This is a genomic window from Bradyrhizobium sp. CCBAU 53415, assembly GCF_028128735.1.
GTDB lineage: Bacteria > Pseudomonadota > Alphaproteobacteria > Rhizobiales > Xanthobacteraceae > Bradyrhizobium.
The window spans coordinates 1,470,809-1,488,425 of the sequence record NZ_LBJF01000027.1 but is presented as its reverse complement, the minus strand read 5'-3'; the positions used below and the strand labels follow the sequence as shown (position 1 = coordinate 1,488,425).

General features: G+C 64.4%; 14 protein-coding genes and 1 tRNA gene. 4 read left to right on the top strand and 11 right to left on the bottom strand.

The annotated features are described in order from the left end of the window. Window positions 1-233 precede the first annotated feature (233 nt). The 4 genes from clpX to XH87_RS35135 form a co-directional block, all read right to left on the bottom strand. Complete coding sequence (gene clpX / locus XH87_RS35150) at window positions 234-1,505, bottom strand: ATP-dependent Clp protease ATP-binding subunit ClpX (protein ID WP_008547851.1); 1,272 nt, start codon at window positions 1,503-1,505, stop codon at window positions 234-236. Window positions 1,506-1,950: 445 nt separating this feature from the next. Further along, the gene (locus XH87_RS35145; RefSeq protein ID WP_027559514.1) at window positions 1,951-2,586 is read right to left on the bottom strand and encodes an ATP-dependent Clp protease proteolytic subunit; all 636 of its coding nucleotides are present in this window, start codon (window positions 2,584-2,586) and stop codon (window positions 1,951-1,953) included. 378 nt (window positions 2,587-2,964) lie between these two features. Then, entirely contained in the window at window positions 2,965-4,326 is a 1,362-nt protein-coding gene (tig, locus tag XH87_RS35140; RefSeq protein ID WP_035704047.1) for a trigger factor, read from the bottom strand. A gap of 173 nt (window positions 4,327-4,499) precedes the next feature. After that, window positions 4,500-4,584, bottom strand: a tRNA-Leu gene (locus XH87_RS35135). A 154-nt stretch (window positions 4,585-4,738) separates the two neighbouring features. Between XH87_RS35135 and XH87_RS35130 the strand changes: the two genes are divergently transcribed. Further along, window positions 4,739-6,052, top strand: coding sequence for a multicopper oxidase domain-containing protein (locus XH87_RS35130; protein WP_271590724.1), 1,314 nt, complete (start codon window positions 4,739-4,741; stop codon window positions 6,050-6,052). A 59-nt stretch (window positions 6,053-6,111) separates the two neighbouring features. On the opposite strand, the gene XH87_RS35125 is transcribed toward XH87_RS35130, so the two are convergent. Further along, window positions 6,112-7,611, bottom strand: coding sequence for an NAD(P)H-hydrate dehydratase (locus tag XH87_RS35125; protein ID WP_271590723.1), 1,500 nt, complete (start codon window positions 7,609-7,611; stop codon window positions 6,112-6,114). Window positions 7,612-7,992: 381 nt separating this feature from the next. Between XH87_RS35125 and XH87_RS35120 the strand changes: the two genes are divergently transcribed. Beyond that, a complete protein-coding gene (locus XH87_RS35120; protein ID WP_007603495.1) occupies window positions 7,993-8,331 on the top strand; it encodes a P-II family nitrogen regulator in 339 nt (112 codons plus the stop codon). A 152-nt stretch (window positions 8,332-8,483) separates the two neighbouring features. Continuing rightward, the gene (gene glnA, locus XH87_RS35115) at window positions 8,484-9,893 is read left to right on the top strand and encodes a type I glutamate--ammonia ligase (protein ID WP_035704055.1); all 1,410 of its coding nucleotides are present in this window, start codon (window positions 8,484-8,486) and stop codon (window positions 9,891-9,893) included. Between the two features lie 163 nt (window positions 9,894-10,056). Here glnA and XH87_RS35110 read toward each other — a convergent pair whose 3' ends face one another. From XH87_RS35110 to XH87_RS35100, 3 genes are all read right to left on the bottom strand, one after another. Continuing rightward, the gene (locus XH87_RS35110; protein WP_035704072.1) at window positions 10,057-10,818 is read right to left on the bottom strand and encodes a slipin family protein; all 762 of its coding nucleotides are present in this window, start codon (window positions 10,816-10,818) and stop codon (window positions 10,057-10,059) included. A gap of 11 nt (window positions 10,819-10,829) precedes the next feature. Then, a complete protein-coding gene (locus XH87_RS35105) occupies window positions 10,830-12,197 on the bottom strand; it encodes an NfeD family protein (protein ID WP_271590722.1) in 1,368 nt (455 codons plus the stop codon). Between the two features lie 885 nt (window positions 12,198-13,082). After that, window positions 13,083-13,856 (bottom strand): gamma-glutamyl-gamma-aminobutyrate hydrolase family protein, encoded by a 774-nt coding sequence (locus XH87_RS35100; protein WP_035712940.1) that lies wholly within the window; start codon window positions 13,854-13,856, stop codon window positions 13,083-13,085. A 275-nt stretch (window positions 13,857-14,131) separates the two neighbouring features. Here XH87_RS35100 and XH87_RS35095 point away from each other — a divergent pair, with 275 nt between their 5' ends. Then, complete coding sequence (locus XH87_RS35095) at window positions 14,132-15,295, top strand: AI-2E family transporter (protein ID WP_271590721.1); 1,164 nt, start codon at window positions 14,132-14,134, stop codon at window positions 15,293-15,295. Between the two features lie 14 nt (window positions 15,296-15,309). On the opposite strand, the gene XH87_RS35090 is transcribed toward XH87_RS35095, so the two are convergent. The 3 genes from XH87_RS35090 to rpsI all read right to left on the bottom strand — a co-directional run bounded on the left by XH87_RS35090 (window position 15,310) and on the right by rpsI (window position 17,616). Continuing rightward, complete coding sequence (locus tag XH87_RS35090) at window positions 15,310-15,606, bottom strand: antibiotic biosynthesis monooxygenase family protein (protein WP_035673823.1); 297 nt, start codon at window positions 15,604-15,606, stop codon at window positions 15,310-15,312. Between the two features lie 86 nt (window positions 15,607-15,692). After that, complete coding sequence (locus tag XH87_RS35085; protein ID WP_271590720.1) at window positions 15,693-16,907, bottom strand: GGDEF domain-containing protein; 1,215 nt, start codon at window positions 16,905-16,907, stop codon at window positions 15,693-15,695. Window positions 16,908-17,136: 229 nt separating this feature from the next. Next, window positions 17,137-17,616 (bottom strand): 30S ribosomal protein S9, encoded by a 480-nt coding sequence (rpsI, locus tag XH87_RS35080; RefSeq protein ID WP_018642439.1) that lies wholly within the window; start codon window positions 17,614-17,616, stop codon window positions 17,137-17,139. Window position 17,617 lies beyond the last annotated feature (1 nt).

Here is a 17,617-nt window from a genome sequence, read left to right as displayed (position 1 = left end):
TCGGTCCTCTACCAGTCGGACCGGCTCGCCGGATAGAACTGAGGCGAATCTTGAAGAGAATTTCCGCTCGCCGCCGACATTAGGTGGCTATCGACCCGGGGGGTGTCAAGTCATTGAAAAACGCGCGCCATCAGGCGCTTACGCAACGCGATAAGCGACGCAACATCGGCTGCGGAGATACAGTTCCGCAGCCCGACTTGAGGCGACAATTGAAGCGTTCCGGCGCCGCCGGATCAGGCGCTGGCGTTCTCGACGGCGCGATCGGATCGATCGGCGTAGATGTAGAGCGGACGCGCCGTACCTTCCACCACTTCGCGGGAAATCACGACTTCTTCCACACCTTCCAGGCCCGGCAGGTCGAACATGGTCTCGAGCAGGATCGCCTCGAGGATCGAACGCAGGCCCCGCGCGCCGGTCTTGCGCTCGATCGCCTTGCGGGCGACCGCGCCAAGCGCCTCGTCGGCGAAGGTCAGCTCGATGTTCTCCATCTCGAACAGCCGCTGGTACTGTTTCACCAGCGCGTTCTTCGGCTCCGTGAGAATCTTCTTCAGCGAGGTCTCATCGAGATCCTCGAGCGTTGCCACGACCGGCAGACGGCCGACGAACTCGGGGATGAGGCCGTACTTCAGGAGGTCCTCAGGCTCGACGTGACGGAAGATCTCGCCGGTACGGCGGTCCTCCGGCGCGAGCACCTGGGCGCCGAAGCCGATCGAAGTCGACCGTCCGCGCGCCGAGATGATCTTCTCGAGGCCGGCGAAAGCACCGCCGCAGATGAAGAGGATGTTGGTGGTATCCACCTGCAGGAATTCCTGCTGCGGATGCTTGCGGCCGCCCTGCGGCGGGACCGAAGCCACCGTGCCTTCCATGATCTTGAGCAGCGCCTGCTGCACGCCCTCACCCGACACATCGCGCGTGATCGAGGGGTTGTCGGACTTGCGGCTGATCTTGTCGATTTCGTCGATGTAGACGATGCCGCGCTGGGCGCGCTCGACATTGTAGTCGGCGGCCTGGAGCAGCTTCAGGATGATGTTCTCGACGTCCTCACCGACATAGCCGGCTTCGGTCAGCGTCGTCGCGTCCGCCATCGTGAACGGGACGTCCAGGATGCGGGCGAGCGTCTGCGCGAGCAGCGTCTTGCCCGAGCCGGTCGGACCGATCAGCAGGATGTTCGACTTCGCGAGCTCGACGTCGTTGTGCTTGGTCTGGTGGTTGAGGCGCTTGTAGTGGTTGTGCACCGCGACCGACAGGACCTTCTTCGCATGGCTCTGGCCGATCACGTAATCGTCCAGCACCTTGCAGATTTCCTTCGGCGTCGGAATGCCGTCGCGCGACTTGACCAGCGAGGACTTGTTCTCCTCGCGGATGATGTCCATGCAGAGCTCGACGCACTCGTCGCAAATGAAGACCGTGGGACCCGCGATCAGTTTGCGGACTTCGTGCTGGCTCTTGCCGCAGAACGAGCAATATAGCGTGTTCTTGGAGTCGCTCGTGCCGACCTTACTCATTCCTGTCTCCGTCCGCGGTTCGATCCCGTTCCGCTCGATCGCTCCATTCCGACACGATGGCCGGTATGAAGCTTAAGTAGAGCAAATTCCGTACCAAAAAAGACCCTACGCGTTATATCCCGTGCGAATCACGCTCACTCGATTCTGCCGCGATCATAGCCGATCAATCGTAGCCAACCATGCTGTCACCCGACTATCAAGAATTCGCTAATCGGGGCTCGCCGGCTACCCGTGACAATACCGTGATTTCCGGTCTTGGCACGGACGAAGTGATGGAAATCACCCCCGGCGTTGCTGGATTGCCACGAAAAACAAGCACGAAAGCGGAACTTTCTGCTTGTCGCAGCGCGCAAAACGCGTTTTGCGACGCGCGCACGCGCGCCTGGCGTGAACGCCGCCCCGACGGGACCGCAGCGATCCGAGGATCGCCGCGAACCCCGTAGTGCTACGGAGCCTTCGCCGGCGCCGGCTCCTCGGCGCGCTTGTCGATGACCTTGTCGACCAGGCCGAACTCCTTGGCGTCGTTCGCCGTCAGGAACTTGTCGCGTTCCAGCGCATCCTCGATCGACTTGTAGGTCTGGCCGGTGTGCTTCACGTAGATCTCGTTGAGCCGCTTCTTCAGGTTCAGGATTTCCTGGGCGTGCAGCATGATGTCGGTGGCCTGGCCCTGGAAGCCGCCGGACGGCTGGTGCACCATGATACGCGCGTTCGGCAGCGAGAAGCGCATGTCCTTCTCGCCGGCCGCGAGCAGCAGCGAGCCCATCGAGGCCGCCTGCCCCGTGCAGAGCGTCGAGACCGGCGGGCGGATGAACTGCATGGTGTCGTAGATCGCAAGGCCCGACGTCACCACGCCGCCCGGCGAGTTGATGTACATCGAGATTTCCTTCTTCGGATTTTCCGCCTCGAGGAACAGGAGCTGCGCGACGATGAGCGTCGACATGCCGTCCTCGACCGGGCCGGTCACGAAGATGATGCGCTCCTTCAGGAGGCGCGAGAAAATGTCGTAGGCGCGCTCGCCACGGTTGGTCTGCTCGACCACCATGGGCACGAGGTTCATGTAGGTTTCAACCGGATCGCGCATGAGTCACCTAGGGTTTTTGAGAGGCGGACATCGCCAGTCTTGGCTGCCAGTCGGGCTGGATCTGCCGGAAGGCGGATGGACGTCCCGTGATGCAGGAACTTGGTAGAGGTAGAAGGCGTAGCGACAGATATAGCCCAATTCGCGCCTGACAAGTGCGGAGCGCATTAAGGCTTAATCCGTCAGGGAGTTGAAGCTGATTCGTACAATGAGGCCCAGCCGGCCATCTGGCTAGCTGGGCCTCTTCGCCGATCATCCTTAATGGAAGACTGTCTCGGAGACCCATTCCGATGGTAGCGGAACGGGCCCCTGGATTCTGGTTTTGACGCGTTTTCTTTGCGCGAACCGGTATCCGCTTCGCTCGAAAACGCTACAGACCCATCAGGCTGCGGTCTTTTCCGCCTCGTCGTCCTTGTAGAGGTCCTCGCGCGAGACCTTCTTCTCGGTCACGTTGGCGAGTTCGAGGATGAAGTCGACGACCTTGTCCTCGTAGATCGGTGCACGAAGCTGGGCCAACGCCTGGGCGTTGTTGCGATAGAAATCCCAGACTTCCTTCTCGCGGCCGGGCATCGAGCGCGCGCGCTCGATCACGGCACGGCCGACCTCGTCGTCGGTCACGGTGATCTTGTTCTTCTCGCCGATCTCGGAGAGCACGAGGCCGAGCCGCACGCGGCGATCGGCGATCTTGCGGTACTCTTCCTTGGCCTTGTCCTCGGTGGTGTCCTCGTCGGCAAAGGTCTTGCCCGCGGAGTCCATCTCGGCCTTGACCGAGTTCCACATCAGATTGAACTCCTCGTCGACCAGCGAGGGCGGCGCCTCGAAGCGATGCGCCTCGTCGAGGCGGTCGAGCAGAGCGCGCTTGACGCGCTGGCGCGTCGCGGTCGCGAACTCGGCGGACAGACGCTCGCGCGCGGCTTCCTTCAGCTTGTCCAGCGATTCCAGGCCGAGCGACTTGGCGAACTCATCGTCGATCGCAAGGTCCTGCGGCGCCTCGATCAGGGTCGCGGTGGTCTCGAACTCGGCCGGCTGACCGGCCAGCTTGTCGTTCATGTAGTTCTTGGGGAACGACACCTTCAGCGTCCGCGTCTCGCCCGCGCCGATGCCGACGAGCTGCTCCTCGAAGCCCGGAATGAAGGTGTTGGAGCCGATCACGACCTGGATGCCTTCGCCGGTGCCGCCCTCGAAGACCTCGCCGTTGATGCTGCCCTTGAAGTTGATGGTGACGCGGTCGCCGGAGGCGGCCTTTTCGCCCTCGCCCTTCGCCGCATAGGTGCGGTTGGAATCGGCGATGCGCTTGATCGCCTCGTCGACGTCGGTGTCGGAGACGTCGGCGACGGGCTTCTCGACCTGGAAGGTCTTGAAGTCGGCCAGCGCGATCGCCGGCACCACCTCGATCGCGACCGTGTAGGTCAGATCGGTCTTGCCGCTCAGCAGCTCCTCGACCTCGGCCTGCTCGCTCGGCATGGTGATCTTCGGCTCGGTTGCGAGGCGAAAGCCGCGCTCGGAGAACAGCTGCGTGTTGGTGTCGCGGATGGTCTGGTCGATGGTCTCGGCCATCACCGAGCGGCCGTAGACCTTCTTCAGGTGCGCGACCGGCACCTTGCCCGGACGGAAGCCGTTGATGCGGACCTTGTCCTTGAGGTCGACGAGCTTGGCACCGGCCTTGGCGTCGAGATCAGACGCGGGAACGCTGATCTTGAACTCGTGCTTCAAACCTTCCGAGAGGGTTTCTGTGACCTGCATGGCGTCCAATCTTCTTTTCGCTCGGTCCCGGCGCGCATGCGTCGGGACGCTGTCATTAATCGATCCGGCGCGAGGCAAACGCCTCCACGCCGGTGGTTCATCGGACCGGCTCCGGACGGATGGTCATCCGCGCGGAAGCAGGTCTCGTAATCCGTGCAAACGCGATCAGCGCTTGGTGCGGGCGGAGGGACTCGAACCCCCACAACTTTCGTCACTGGAACCTAAATCCAGCGCGTCTACCAGTTCCGCCACGCCCGCGTTAATCTGCATCAAGACCGGCCGCGATGCCGCGGGCGGCCGGGCTTATAGCATGTGCCTGACTGTTCGCAGCAAAAAAATGGCCGGTTGGAGGCACGCTTAAAGTAGGCACGATGGCTGGACTTATCCAGCACGACATGGTCCGGATCGCTGCATGAAACCGCGGATCTTCGACCCGACCAGACGCGGGATTTTGGCCGGCCTCGGAGCTGCGCTCGGCGCGTCCACGGCCGGATTGATGGCGGGTGGGGCGACCCCGGCCGTGACCGCCCAGATCGCCCTCCAGGGACGGGCGGCAAGCCTTGCTCTGAAGCCGGGTCAGCCACCTACACCAATCTGGGAGCTGGCCGCGGTAAGCCATCTCGGGGACGTCCGTCTCAAGCGGGGCGACCGTTGCGAGCTGGTGTTTCGGAACGACCTGCCTGTGCCACTTGCGCCAGTCTGGTACGGCCTCAATGGCCCGGCCACGATCGACCCGCTACGGGGGCGCGCCCCTACACCGCCCAATGCGGTTGAAACATCAATTATTTCAATACCAAGCGCGGGAACCCTGCTGGCGGACTTCCGTCTCTTCGAGGGCGGCCTGAAGCAGCCTGCACGGCCGCTCCCGATTGTCGCGGTCGAGCCCAGCCGGGTTGCCGTCGATCGTGACGAGGTCCTGTTGATCGAGGAATGGCGCCTGCGGCCGAACGGCACCGCGGTCCCGCCGGGCCAGGACCCGCAGGACGCGACGCCGCTCTACACGGTCAATGGCAGAACTTCATTCGAACTCTCAGCTGCGGTCAATGAGCGGCTCCGGCTGCGCTTCATCAATGGCTCCCAACGTACTGTTTTGGCAATCAAATTGGAAAACCATGAGGTCCGGGTCATGGCCCTGGACGGACAGCCGGCCGAGCCGTTTGCCGCGCGCAATGGCGCCCTTGTGCTGGCCCCCGGCGGACGTGCCGACGCGTTCGTGGACACTGCCACATCGGCCGCATTCCTGCTGCATGACGGCAAGGAGGCGCGCCAAGTAGGGCGCCTCACCATCTCGGCGAAGCTTGAGCGTGCGCCGCTGTTGCCGCCGCAGCCGCTCCCTTCGAACGACCTTCCCGAGCAGCTCGATCTGAGAGGCGCCCTGCGGTTCGATGTCGCGCTCGGCGCACCCGACACCGCCTGGACGCGGCCCGCGAACTTCTCCACCGCCTCCGCCCCCGCCTTCCGGGCCAGGACCGGCCGCACCGTCGTGCTGGCCCTGAAGAACCCCGCCCCTGTCACCACCGTGTTCCACCTGCACGGCCACCCGTTCCGCCTGCTCGACAAGCTCGACGACGGCTGGAAGCCCTATTGGCTCGACACGCTCGCGATCGAGCCCGGTCAGGCCCAGCGCGTCGCCTTCGCGGCGATCTCACCCGGACGCTGGCTGATCGAGTCCGTGGCAACCGATTGGGCCGCGCCACGGCTGGTGCGGTGGTATGCGGTGGAGTGAGCTCTTGTAGGATGGGTAGAGCGCACGCTCTACCCATCCTACCCGCCATAGCGGGCGGATCAGTACTCCACCCCCAGCGCATCATAGATCCGCCGGTGCACCGCCGGCAGCGTCTCGGTGAGATCTTCCGCAATCAGTCCCGGACCCGCTTCGCGTGCCGCCTCGCCATGCATCCAGACACCGATGCTGGCGGCCTCGAACGCCGGCACGCCCTGCGCCAGCAGCCCCGCGATGATGCCGGAGAGCACGTCGCCGGCACCGGCGGTGGCGAGCCAGGGCGGCGCGTTGGCGGCGATGGCGGCGCGTCCGTCGGGGGCGGCGATCGTGGTGTCCGGCCCCTTCAGGAGCACGACCGCGCCGGAGCGCTCGGCGGCGGCGCGGACGCGCTCGAGCTTGGAGCGGCCGGGATGCTTGTTGCTGAGGTCGGAGAACAGGCGCGGAAACTCGCCCTCATGCGGCGTCAGCACCACCGCATTGTCGTGTGACGACTTGATCGATTCAAACAGACGTTCGGGCGTTGCGGCAAAGCTGGTCAGCGCATCTGCGTCCAGCACGAGATGCCGCTGCGCCGACAGCGCGGTGTGAACCAGATCGCAGGTGCGCTCACTGACGCCCGCGCCAGGGCCGATCATGCAGGTATCATAACGCTTGTCGCCGAGCAGCTCGCCGAACTCGATCGCGGTGTCGACGGGGCGGACCATCACCGCCGTCAGCGCAGCCGCGTTGATCGCGAGCGCATCGCGCGGGCTCGCCAGCGTCACGAGGCCCGCCCCTGCCCGCAGCGCGCCGCGCGCGGCGAGCCGCGCGGCACCGGTCGCGGCCGCATCGCCGGAGACCGCCAGCACATGGCCGCGCGCGTATTTGTGGCCGTCGATGCGCGGCACCGGAAAGGCGGCGCCCCAGAGGTCCGGATCGTTCTCGAAGGTCTGCGGCGCGATCTCGTCCAGCACCTGCGCATCGATGCCGATGTCGGCGAGGCGCACGCGGCCGCAATGCATCCGCCCGGGCAGAAGCAGATGCGCCGGCTTCTTGCGGAAGAAGGTGACGGTCTCGGTGGCGTTCACCGCCGCACCCATCACGGCCGCGCTGGTGCCGTTGATGCCGCTCGGCAGGTCGACCGCGAGCACCGGGGCACCGTTGGCGTTGATCGCCTCGATCATCGCGCCAGCCTCGCCGTCGACGGAACGGCTGAGGCCGGCGCCGAACAGCGCATCGACGATCAGCGCCGGCCTTCCGATGGCCTGGGGATTGAACGGAAGCAGCGGATGCTTCCAGCCGCGCGCCGCGGAGGCCGCATCGCCCTGGAGCTGGTCGCGCTCGCACATCGAGATCACCGAGACCTCCCGCCCCTGGGCGGCGAGCTCGGCGGCCGCGACGAATCCGTCGCCGCCATTGTTGCCGGGGCCGGCCACGATCAGGATCGGCCCTTCCTCCACCAACGCATGGGCGGCCTCGGCGACCGCCTGGCCCGCGCTCAGCATCAGCTCGAAACCAGGCGTGCCGGCCGCGATGGTGAGCTGGTCGGCGCGCTGCATTTCGGCATTGGTCAGAACTTCCATGCCACTTCCTAGTACAAACGCCTCTTCAACAGGCATCTTCCTTGCCGATCCGACGGCGGGGACGTCGATTTGCACATATATTGAACCATTTGCCTATTTCGTGGTCTTCGGTATTTTGTGCAGATCGGCGCCACCGGTCAGAGATGCTCGTTAAAAGGCTGATAACGCTCCAATAATCAGGGCATTTGCAACTTGGCATAGACCCTGCTTTCGAGGAAGCCGCTTCGGTTTGTCGTGCTCACTGGCATCTTACAGGGGGTGGCCGGCCGTCGTTGCCGGACTGGTCAGGGATCCCGGCATAGAGAAGACTAGATCGTGCGTTGAGAAATGCGCATCCTGACGAAGACGTTGCTATTTGATCGAAAGGCCGGGAGTCGCGCAGTGAAGAAAATCGAAGCCATCATCAAGCCATTCAAGCTCGACGAGGTGAAGGAAGCGCTTCAGGAAGTCGGTCTTCAGGGCATCACCGTCACCGAAGCCAAGGGCTTTGGCCGGCAGAAGGGTCACGCCGAACTTTACCGCGGCGCAGAATACATCGTCGACTTCCTGCCGAAGGTAAAAATCGAGATCGTGATCGGCGACGATCTGGTCGAGCGCGCCATCGACGCGATCCGCCGCGCCGCGCAGACCGGCCGTATCGGCGACGGCAAGATCTTCGTCTCCAACATCGAAGAAGCGATCCGCATCCGGACCGGCGAATCCGGGCTGGACGCTATCTGAGCCGGGTGCTATCCCGCATTTTGCGACACTCTGACAAGAAATAAGGCTGCTTCGGCGGCCTGATTTCGTTTGTGCGGTCGCGCAAAACTCGCCCAAAGCGAGAATAATTTTGCTCATCTGGAAACCGATCCGCAGAGCCAAAAGGGGTATGCATGAAGACCGCCAAAGACGTCCTGAAATCGATCAAGGACAACGACGTCAAGTACGTCGACCTGCGCTTCACCGATCCGCGCGGCAAGTGGCAGCACGTCACGTTCGACGTCAGCATGATCGATGAAGACATCTTCGCCGAAGGGACGATGTTCGACGGCTCCTCGATTGCCGGCTGGAAGGCGATCAACGAATCCGACATGTGCCTGATGCCCGATCCGGTGACCGCGACGATCGATCCGTTCTTCGCAGAGACCACCATGGTCATCACCTGCGACGTGCTCGAGCCGACCACCGGCGAGCCCTACAACCGCGATCCCCGCGGCATCGCCAAGAAGGCCGAGGCGATGGTGAAGTCGATGGGCGTGGGCGACAGCGTGTTCGTCGGTCCCGAAGCCGAGTTCTTCGTGTTCGACGACGTGCGCTTCTCGGCCACTCCCTACAACACCGGTTTCCGTCTCGACTCCTCGGAGCTGCCGACCAATTCCGACACCGAATATGAAGGCGGCAATCTCGGCCACCGAGTCCGCACCAAGGGCGGCTATTTCCCGGTTCCGCCGCAGGACTCCGTGCAGGACATGCGCTCGGAGATGCTGGGCGCCATGGCCAAGATGGGCGTCAAGGTCGAGAAGCATCACCACGAGGTCGCTTCCGCCCAGCACGAACTCGGCATGAAGTTCGACACGCTGACGCTGATGGCCGACCACCTCCAGATCTACAAATACTGCATCCACCAGGTCGCGCACATCTACGGCAAGACCGCCACCTTCATGCCGAAGCCGGTCTATGGCGACAACGGCTCGGGCATGCACGTGCACCAGTCGATCTGGAAGGACGGCAAGCCGGTGTTCGCCGGCAACAAATATGCCGACCTGTCGGAGACCTGCCTCCACTACATCGGTGGCATCATCAAGCACGCCAAGGCGATCAACGCCTTCACCAACCCCTCGACCAACTCCTACAAGCGTCTGGTCCCGGGCTATGAGGCCCCTGTGCTGCTCGCCTATTCCGCGCGCAACCGCTCGGCCTCCTGCCGCATCCCCTACACCGCTTCGCCGAAGGCCAAGCGCGTCGAGGTGCGCTTCCCCGATCCGCTCGCCAACCCCTATCTCGGCTTCGCCGCGATGCTGATGGCCGGCCTCGACGGCATCAAGAACAAGATCGATCCGGGTCCGGCGATGGACAAGGATCTCTACGATCTGCCGAAGGAAGAGCTGAAGCAGATCCCGACGGTGTGCGGCAGCCTGCGCGAGGCGCTCGAAAACCTCGACAAGGACCGCGCCTTCCTCAAGGCCGGCGGCGTGTTCGACGACGACTTCATCGACGCCTATATCGAGCTGAAGATGACCGAGGTCGAGCGCTTCGAGATGACCCCGCACCCGATCGAGTTCGACATGTACTATTCGGGCTGATCGGCCCGCACAGGACGAGATAGGCAGAAGGCGCTTCCGGAAGGAGGCGCCTTTTCGTTTGGCATCGTAGGATGGGTAGAGTGCAGCGAAACCCATCAAACTTTTTGGCGTGGCGACACGATGGGTTTCGCTGCGCTCTACCCATCCTACAGGCCAACCGCCGCTACGGGTTATTTGGCCGTGGCATGAAATGGTCGAGCAAGCCCGTCGGCAGCGGAAAGACGACGGTCGAGGACCGTTCGCCGGCGATGTCGTGCAGAGCCGCGAAGTAACGCAGTTGCATGGCCTGAGGCTCCTGCGCGAGGATCCGGCCGGCTTCGACCAGCTTTTCGGCCGCCTGCTGCTCGCCCATCGCGTTGATCACCTTGGCCCGCCGCAGGCGCTCCGCCTCGGCCTGTTTGGCAATCGCGCGAACCATGGTTTCGTCGATATCGACGTCCTTGATCTCTATGCCGGTGACCTTGATGCCCCAGACGTCGGTCTGCTTGTCGAGGATCTCCTGGATGTCGGCGTTCAGCCTGTCCCGCTCGGCAAGCATCTCGTCGAGCTCGTGCTTGCCGAGCACCGAACGCAGCGTGGTCTGGGCGAGCTGGCTGGTCGCCGCCATGTAGTCGCCGACCTTGATGATGGCCCGTTCGGGATCGACGATGCGGAAGTACAGAACGGCGTTGACCTTGACGGACACGTTGTCCCGCGAAATCACGTCCTGCGGCGGCACGACCTGCACCATGACCCGCAGATCGACCTTTACGAGCTGCTGCACGATCGGCACGAGGATGATGAGGCCCGGGCCCTTCACACCGGTGAAGCGGCCGAGCGTAAAGATCACGCCGCGCTCGTATTCGCGCAGGATTCGAATGGCCTGGGACAGAAACACGATGACGAGCAGCGCAAGCGCCGCATACGTCAGATATTCCAGCATCATGATGCACCTCCCTAGCTTGTCCGGGCGGCTGTGCGTCGTATCAGCAGCGTCAGGTCGACGACGTTCGCGACCTCCACCGTCTCTCCGGGCTTGAACGTTTCGGCGCCGCGCGCCTGCCAGCGCTCACCATGGGCGAAGACATGACCTTCGTTCCCGTTCCAGTCGAGAACCTCGGCGGGCAAGCCGCGCATGGCCTGTGCGCCGACCAGCGCAGGAGCTTTGCGGACGCGCCGGAGCGAACCAAGCACGATCAGGGCAAAGCTGCTGAACACTGCCGCAGTGATGCCGATCACCCACCACGACAGGTGGTAGCCAGGCGCCTCGCCTCTGAAAAGCATCATGGCTCCCAGCACGAAGGCGATGATTCCTCCGATGCCGATCACCACCGTCGGATTGAAGGCTTCGACGGTGAGAAGCACGAGTCCGACCAGCATCAGGGCGAGACCGGCATAGTTGATCGGCAGCAAATTGAGCGCATAGAGACCAATCAGCAGGCAGATCGCGCCGACGACTCCCGGCGCGACCGTACCGGGAAACATGAACTCGAAGATCAGGCCGTAGATGCCGATCATCAAGAGAATGAACGCCACGTTCGGATCGGTGATGACCGCGAGGAAACGGGATATCCATCCCGGCTCGATGGCTTCGACGACCGCATCCTTCGTCGCGAGGCGTTGCGTCCTGCCGCCGGCAACCTCGACCACACGGCCATCGAGCTGCCGCAGCAATTCAGCCTGATCGCGCGCGACGAGATCGATGGCATGTGCCTTCAGTGCGCCGTTGGCAGTGAGTGTTGCAGCCTCGCGGACCGCCTTCTCCGCCCAGTCCGCATTGCGGTTGCGCAGCTCGGCGAGGCTGCGGATGAAGGCGACGGCATCGTTCGTGGCCTTCGCCGTCATCGCGTCCTTCGGCTCATCCTTCTTGTCCTTGCCATCCTTGTCCGGTGTACCGCTCGGCAGGCCCGGCAGCGGCCCGCCGATCTGGACCGGCGTCGCCGCACCGATATTGGTGCCTGGTGCCATCGCCGCGATGTGGGTCGCATAGAGAATATAGGTCCCGGCACTCGCCGCGTGGGCGCCGGAAGGAGCGACGTAGCCGATGACGGGGATGGGTGATGCGAGCACATCAGCGATGATCTCGCGCATGCTGGAATTGAGACCGCCGGGGGTGTTCATTCTCAGAAGCACGACCTCGGCGCGCCGTTCGCCCGCCTTGGCCAACGCCTCCCGCACGTAGCTGGCCGACGCCGGGCCAATCGCCCCGTCGATCGTAACAACAAGTGCAACATGGCCGCTCTCCTCCGCTGAGCTGGGAAGGATGCAGCAGATCAAAGCCACGGCGGTGATCGCCGCAACGAGGGCCGCCTTCATGGTCTGCACGGCAAGGGCTCCCTTTCAGAACATATTGGTGTTCCTCCCTTCAACCTCAATGCTGTGTGAGGAGGCCAACGTCACGATTGTGCAACGCAATGGAAATGGCCGTTGAGGACGCACCCGCGCCGCGTCTCGAGCGTCGGGCAAAACACCCTGGTCAAGCCCCGGGTCCAAAAATATTCCACTTTTCCGAATTTCGGATTTGTGGCATACACGCGACATCCCGGCCCTTGCCAGAGGGGCGCTTCGCGATCGTCACGAAATGCGGGCCGGGTGGCGGTGGACGCGGCAGCGCCGGCGCGGATCAGCGGGAAGACAGGGCGGGCAACCGTGAGTCCTCACGCGACGCGGCACGACACGGCGCCGTAAGAGCGGTCTCGTTGAGCTCGGGGGTGAGCACGCGCCAGCCCCCGACGCTCCGGCGCCCCCCCCCCCCCCCCCCCCCCCCCCCCCCCCCCCCCGACCGTCCGCGGACGGAGAAGTCGTGTGGTCCTGGCGCCCGGGGTCTGTGCGTCAAGGCTTGCGGTGATGTGGCGGCCAACCGGCGCGCGCATCAGCTATCCGCAAGGCGACGGGGGCAATAGTGCATCGCTCCCCGGGGAGAGCACGAAGGACACCGTTAAAACCAGCCGCGCAGGGAAGGCCGGGCGTTCGGCCAACCCGTGATCCACCCCGTGTGCACTTCTGTCGCGCACGGATCTGCGGGTGCCGCCGGCGCCCGGCCTTCCCTGCGCCCTTTGGCCTTCAAGGGGCGTGAACGAAACCGCAAAGCTCGGGCGAAACGCGCCGCGAGAATGCGAAGGCGTGTCTGCTGATTGAAAAAACCAAGCGAGAGACCGATGCAGTTGCCCAGTCCCCGTCATTACGAGCCGACGGGGCCGCGCAATCCGTCTACGCCGCCGCCTTTTGCCGCTCGACCAGGGCTTCGCCAAAGGCCTCGAACAGCTTGCGGTTGATCGGGTTATGCTGCGGATCGTACTCCGCATGCCATTGCACACCGAGCGCAAAGGCCGGGGCTTCAGCGATGCGGATCGCCTCGATGGTGCCGTCCTCGGCGACGCCCTCGATCAGGACGCGCTTGCCGGGATCGAGGATGCCCTGGCCGTGCAGCGAATTGACCCTGATCTTCTCGCATCCCAGAATCTTTGCGAAGGCGCCTCCCGGCGTCAGGTCGACGTCATGGCGGTCGGCGAACACCACGGTCGGATCAGGGTGAATCTCGCCATTGTCGAGCCGGGGCATGCGGTGATTCATGCGGCCCGGGATTTCGCGGATTTCGGGATGCAGCGAGCCGCCAAAGGCGACGTTCATCTCCTGCAGGCCGCGGCAGATGCCGAACAGCGGGATGCCGCGCGAGACACAGGCAACCGAGAGCGCCAACGCGACCTCGTCGCGGTGGATGTCGTAGGGCTCGTGCTTCTCGCAGGGGTCGACGTTGAAACGGGTCGGGTGCACATTGGCGCGGGCGCCGGTGAGGATGATGCCGTCCACGCTATCGAGCAGCGCCGCGATATCGGTGATATCAGGCGAGCCCGCGAACATGACCGGCAAGCCGCCGGAGACCTCGGCCACCGCGCGCAGGTTTCGCTCGCCGACCATCTGGACCTGAAATCGATTTTCGACGCGATGGGAATTCCCGATCACGCCGACGACCGGCTTTCTCATCTGTCGTTCCGTGCCTCCAGGTAAGAAGATTCTGCAAAGATGCCCCTCCGATGGAACAAATTCAACAGAAGGGATCGCGGGACGGCAATGCTATTTTCGCGCAAATGCCCGGACCGCCGTGGCAGGCCGGGCGGCGGCGAGTCCGATCACTCGGAAGGGGCCCGCGGCCCCGCAGCGACGACGGGCGCGCCAAACCGGCGCGCGCCCGGCTTGATCCCCGGCGCGATTTCGCGAAAGAGTGCGCTTGGCGCCGCCTCCCTCGAAAAGGACCCAATGTGACGATTCCCAGAGATGAACGTCCCCGGACCCGCAGCGACCTGGCGCGGGATCAGGCCTGGGCGATTTCCGTCGGCGGCATCGGCATCGTGCTGTTCACCGCGCTGCTCGCCTTCACCTGGTATTTTGCGGCCACCCTGTTGCTGATCTTCACCGGCATGCTGCTCGGCCTCGGCCTCAACGCGCTGGTCAATGCGCTCGGCCGCCGGGTCCACCTGCCTCACACGGTCCGACTTGCGATCGTCTGCGTCGCGCTCGCTTTGCTTCTCGCAGGCATCGCCTATCTCGGCGGGGCCACCATCGCCGAACAAGCCTCGGTGCTGAGCAAGACCATCAAGTCGCAGATCACGAATGTCAGGTCCTTGCTCGAGAACCACGGCATCGACACCAGCTTCTTCGATCTCGGCAATGGTGCGTCGGGCTCCTCGGACACGACGTCGCCGGACGCGACGCCCGCGCCGGCGGCGCCCTCGCGCGGTCCCCTGCCCGGTCCCTTGCCCGGCGCCGGCGCGCTCGCCTCCAGCGGCGGGGCGATCGTGAGCCAGACCTTGAAGCTGCTGCTCGGCACCATTCACGGCGTGGGCAACGTCTTCATCGTGCTGTTCCTCGGCCTCGCCTTCGCTGCCCAGCCGGGCGTCTATCACGACGGCCTGCTGTTCCTGGCACCGGCGAGACACCGCACCCGTGTCGCCCTCGTCATCGACCGCATCAGCGAAACGCTGGAGCGCTGGCTGATCGCCCAGATCGTCGTCATGATCGCGGTCGGAATCGTGACCTGGATCGGGCTTGCGATCATCGGCATCCCCGGCGCGTTCATCCTGGGAATCCAGGCGGGCTTGCTCGCCTTCATCCCCACCGTCGGCGCCATCATCGCCGGCGTCATCGTGGTGCTGGCAAGCCTCGCCTCGGGCTGGATCCCCGCCTTGTCGGCCTTTCTCCTCTTCATGGGCGTGCACGCCATGGAGAGCTACGTGCTGACGCCGATCCTGCAGCGGCAGGCGCTCGACATCCCGCCGGCCACGCTGTTCGCGTTCCAGATCCTGCTCGGCGTCGTGTTCGGCATCTGGGGCCTCGCGCTGGCGCTGCCACTGGTCGCCATCGCGAAGGTCATGATCGACCATTTCAAGACGTATGAGGCGCCGCCGCTGGCCGAGGCGGCCTGACGTCGCTCGGGCCGTCAGGTCGTCAGCACGGTCTCGGTGTGCTCGACCTCGGGGGGCGAGGCAAAATACTGGCCGACGAGACCACGCCATTCGGTGAAATTCTCCGAGCCGCGGAAATCGACGGTGTGGTTCTCCAGCGTCGCCCACTTCACCATCAGCCGGTAGCGCTGCGGCTTCTCGATCGATTTGTGCAGCTCGAAGCCGTGAAAGCCCTTTGAGCGCCCGAAGGCGGCCTTGGCCTTGGCGACGGCGGCCTCAAAGTCCTTCTCGCTGCCCGGCTTGACGTCGATTTGCGCGATCTCGGTGATCATCGGTTTTCCACCCTTTTTGTTCGATCGGCGTGTCTACCGCAGCCGGCAAAAAAGAAAAAGGCGCCGAAACGGCGCCTTGTTCCTGCTCAGGCCGTTGCCGGCCGTGGCAGCGGTGCGCGCGCCGCGCTCTGGCGGCGCCAGTTCTCCAGCGAAAGCGGCAGCTCCTCGGCCGCCTCGACCCGGTTGCGGCCGCCGCGCTTGGCCTGGTAGAGCGCGGTGTCGGCCGAGGCCAGCAGCACCTCGAGCTCGGTGCCGGCCGGACCGCCGGCGACGCCGATGCTGACGGTGGTGTCGACCGGACCTTCATCGACCACGACGCCGGAGGTCTCGAACGCCTCGCGCACGCGCTCGGCGACCAGCACGCCCTCCTCCAGCGAGCACGGCAGGAGCGCGGCGAACTCCTCGCCACCGATGCGGCCCGAGAGGTCGGAGATGCGCAAGTTGCTGACCACGACGGTGGAGAACAGCTTCAGCATCTCGTCGCCGGCGGGATGGCCGAAGCGGTCATTGATCGACTTGAAATGGTCGATGTCGAAGATCATCACGGTCACGGGCCGCCCGGCCTTGGCCTCGCGTTCGATCACGCGGCTGCAGGCTTCCGAGAAGCCGCGGCGATTGAGCATGCCGGTCAGCGGATCGGTCGACGCGGCGGTCCGGTGCGCGGTCACCGTGCGCTCGGACACCAGCATGAAGATCACGAACACGGTACCGACCGCATAGAGTATGAGCTCGACTGCGAACACGGTGACCCAGATGCTCGAGGAGAAACCGGCATCGTGCGGGCGCAGGAAGCTGCCGAGCAGGATCGGCAGCATCAACACGCAGCCATGCAGCACCGGCACCACGAAGGCGGGCCAGCGCCGTTGCAGGCTCTTGCGCCGTTCGGTCCAGAGCTCGCTCGCAGTCAGCGCCGCATAGACCGAGACGATGCCGGCACCGATGAGCATGCGCAGCATCGATGCCGCGGGATCGAGCAGCGTCGCAGCAGTGACCCAGGCCAGCGCGCCAAGCACGAGGCCGGGCCAGTTCGGCTTGCGGCCGTGGAAGACGCGCGCCGCGTTCCACACCATGCCGCAGGCGACGAAACCGATGGCGTTCAGCGCAAGGTAAATGTGGGGGCCCAGCCTGTCGCCCGCCGCGGTCCACAGCGCGACCGAGGCGGCACCGAGGAGATAGGCGGAGCCCCACCATTTCAGCGCCGGGCTGCTCTCCTGCCGGCCGAAAAACACCATCATGGCGCCGAGCAGTGCGGCAACCATGGTGGCGACCAAATAGAGCGTGATGCTATCGAGCGACATCATGTCGGCCCCCTCTAGAACATAGCAGTTACGCGATCGGTACATCCGACTTGCGCGCCCTTCCGAATGCGACGCTATGTCCCGCGGGTTCCATTCAGGTTTTCGCGCGAGCCCAAGTTTTCGGGAAACACGCCATCAATTTGCATACAAACGAGCAGCAAAAAGGGCGCTGAAATCAGCGCCCTTTTGCATCTCATTGAAGCCGCTTTCGCGGTGAATGCGACAGAAGCGATTAACGCTTCGAGAACTGGAAGGACCGGCGGGCCTTCGCCTTGCCGTACTTCTTGCGCTCGACCACGCGGGAGTCGCGGGTGAGGAAGCCACCCTTCTTGAGCACAGAGCGCAGCTCCGGCTCGAAATAGGTGAGCGCCTTGGAGATGCCGTGACGGACCGCGCCGGCCTGGCCGGACAGACCGCCGCCGGCAACCGTGCAGATCACGTCGTACTGGCCGGAACGCTGCGCCACCGAGAACGGCTGCTCGATCATCATGCGCAGCACGGGACGGGCGAAATAGACCTCGACCTCGCGCGAGTTGACGGTGACCTTGCCGGCGCCCGGCTTGATCCAGACACGGGCGACCGCGTCCTTGCGCTTGCCGGTGGCGTAGGCGCGATTGAACTTGTCGACCTTCTTCTCGTGCTTGGGCGCCTCGGGCGCGGCCGCCGTCTTGAGCTGCGAGAGCTGGTCGAGCGACTGGATGGATTCGGCCATG

Bases quoted from the DNA above. Each gene is read 5' to 3' on its own strand.
- clpX (WP_008547851.1), bottom strand. From the start codon at position 1,505: ATGAGTAAGGTCGGCACGAGCGACTCCAAGAACACGCTATATTGCTCG.
- XH87_RS35145 (WP_027559514.1), bottom strand. From the start codon at position 2,586: ATGCGCGATCCGGTTGAAACCTACATGAACCTCGTGCCCATGGTGGTC.
- tig (WP_035704047.1), bottom strand. From the start codon at position 4,326: ATGCAGGTCACAGAAACCCTCTCGGAAGGTTTGAAGCACGAGTTCAAG.
- XH87_RS35130 (WP_271590724.1), top strand. From the start codon at position 4,739: ATGAAACCGCGGATCTTCGACCCGACCAGACGCGGGATTTTGGCCGGC.
- XH87_RS35125 (WP_271590723.1), bottom strand. From the start codon at position 7,611: ATGGAAGTTCTGACCAATGCCGAAATGCAGCGCGCCGACCAGCTCACC.
- glnA (WP_035704055.1), top strand. From the start codon at position 8,484: ATGAAGACCGCCAAAGACGTCCTGAAATCGATCAAGGACAACGACGTC.
- XH87_RS35110 (WP_035704072.1), bottom strand. From the start codon at position 10,818: ATGATGCTGGAATATCTGACGTATGCGGCGCTTGCGCTGCTCGTCATC.
- XH87_RS35100 (WP_035712940.1), bottom strand. From the start codon at position 13,856: ATGAGAAAGCCGGTCGTCGGCGTGATCGGGAATTCCCATCGCGTCGAA.
- XH87_RS35090 (WP_035673823.1), bottom strand. From the start codon at position 15,606: ATGATCACCGAGATCGCGCAAATCGACGTCAAGCCGGGCAGCGAGAAG.
- XH87_RS35085 (WP_271590720.1), bottom strand. From the start codon at position 16,907: ATGATGTCGCTCGATAGCATCACGCTCTATTTGGTCGCCACCATGGTT.
- rpsI (WP_018642439.1), bottom strand. From the start codon at position 17,616: ATGGCCGAATCCATCCAGTCGCTCGACCAGCTCTCGCAGCTCAAGACG.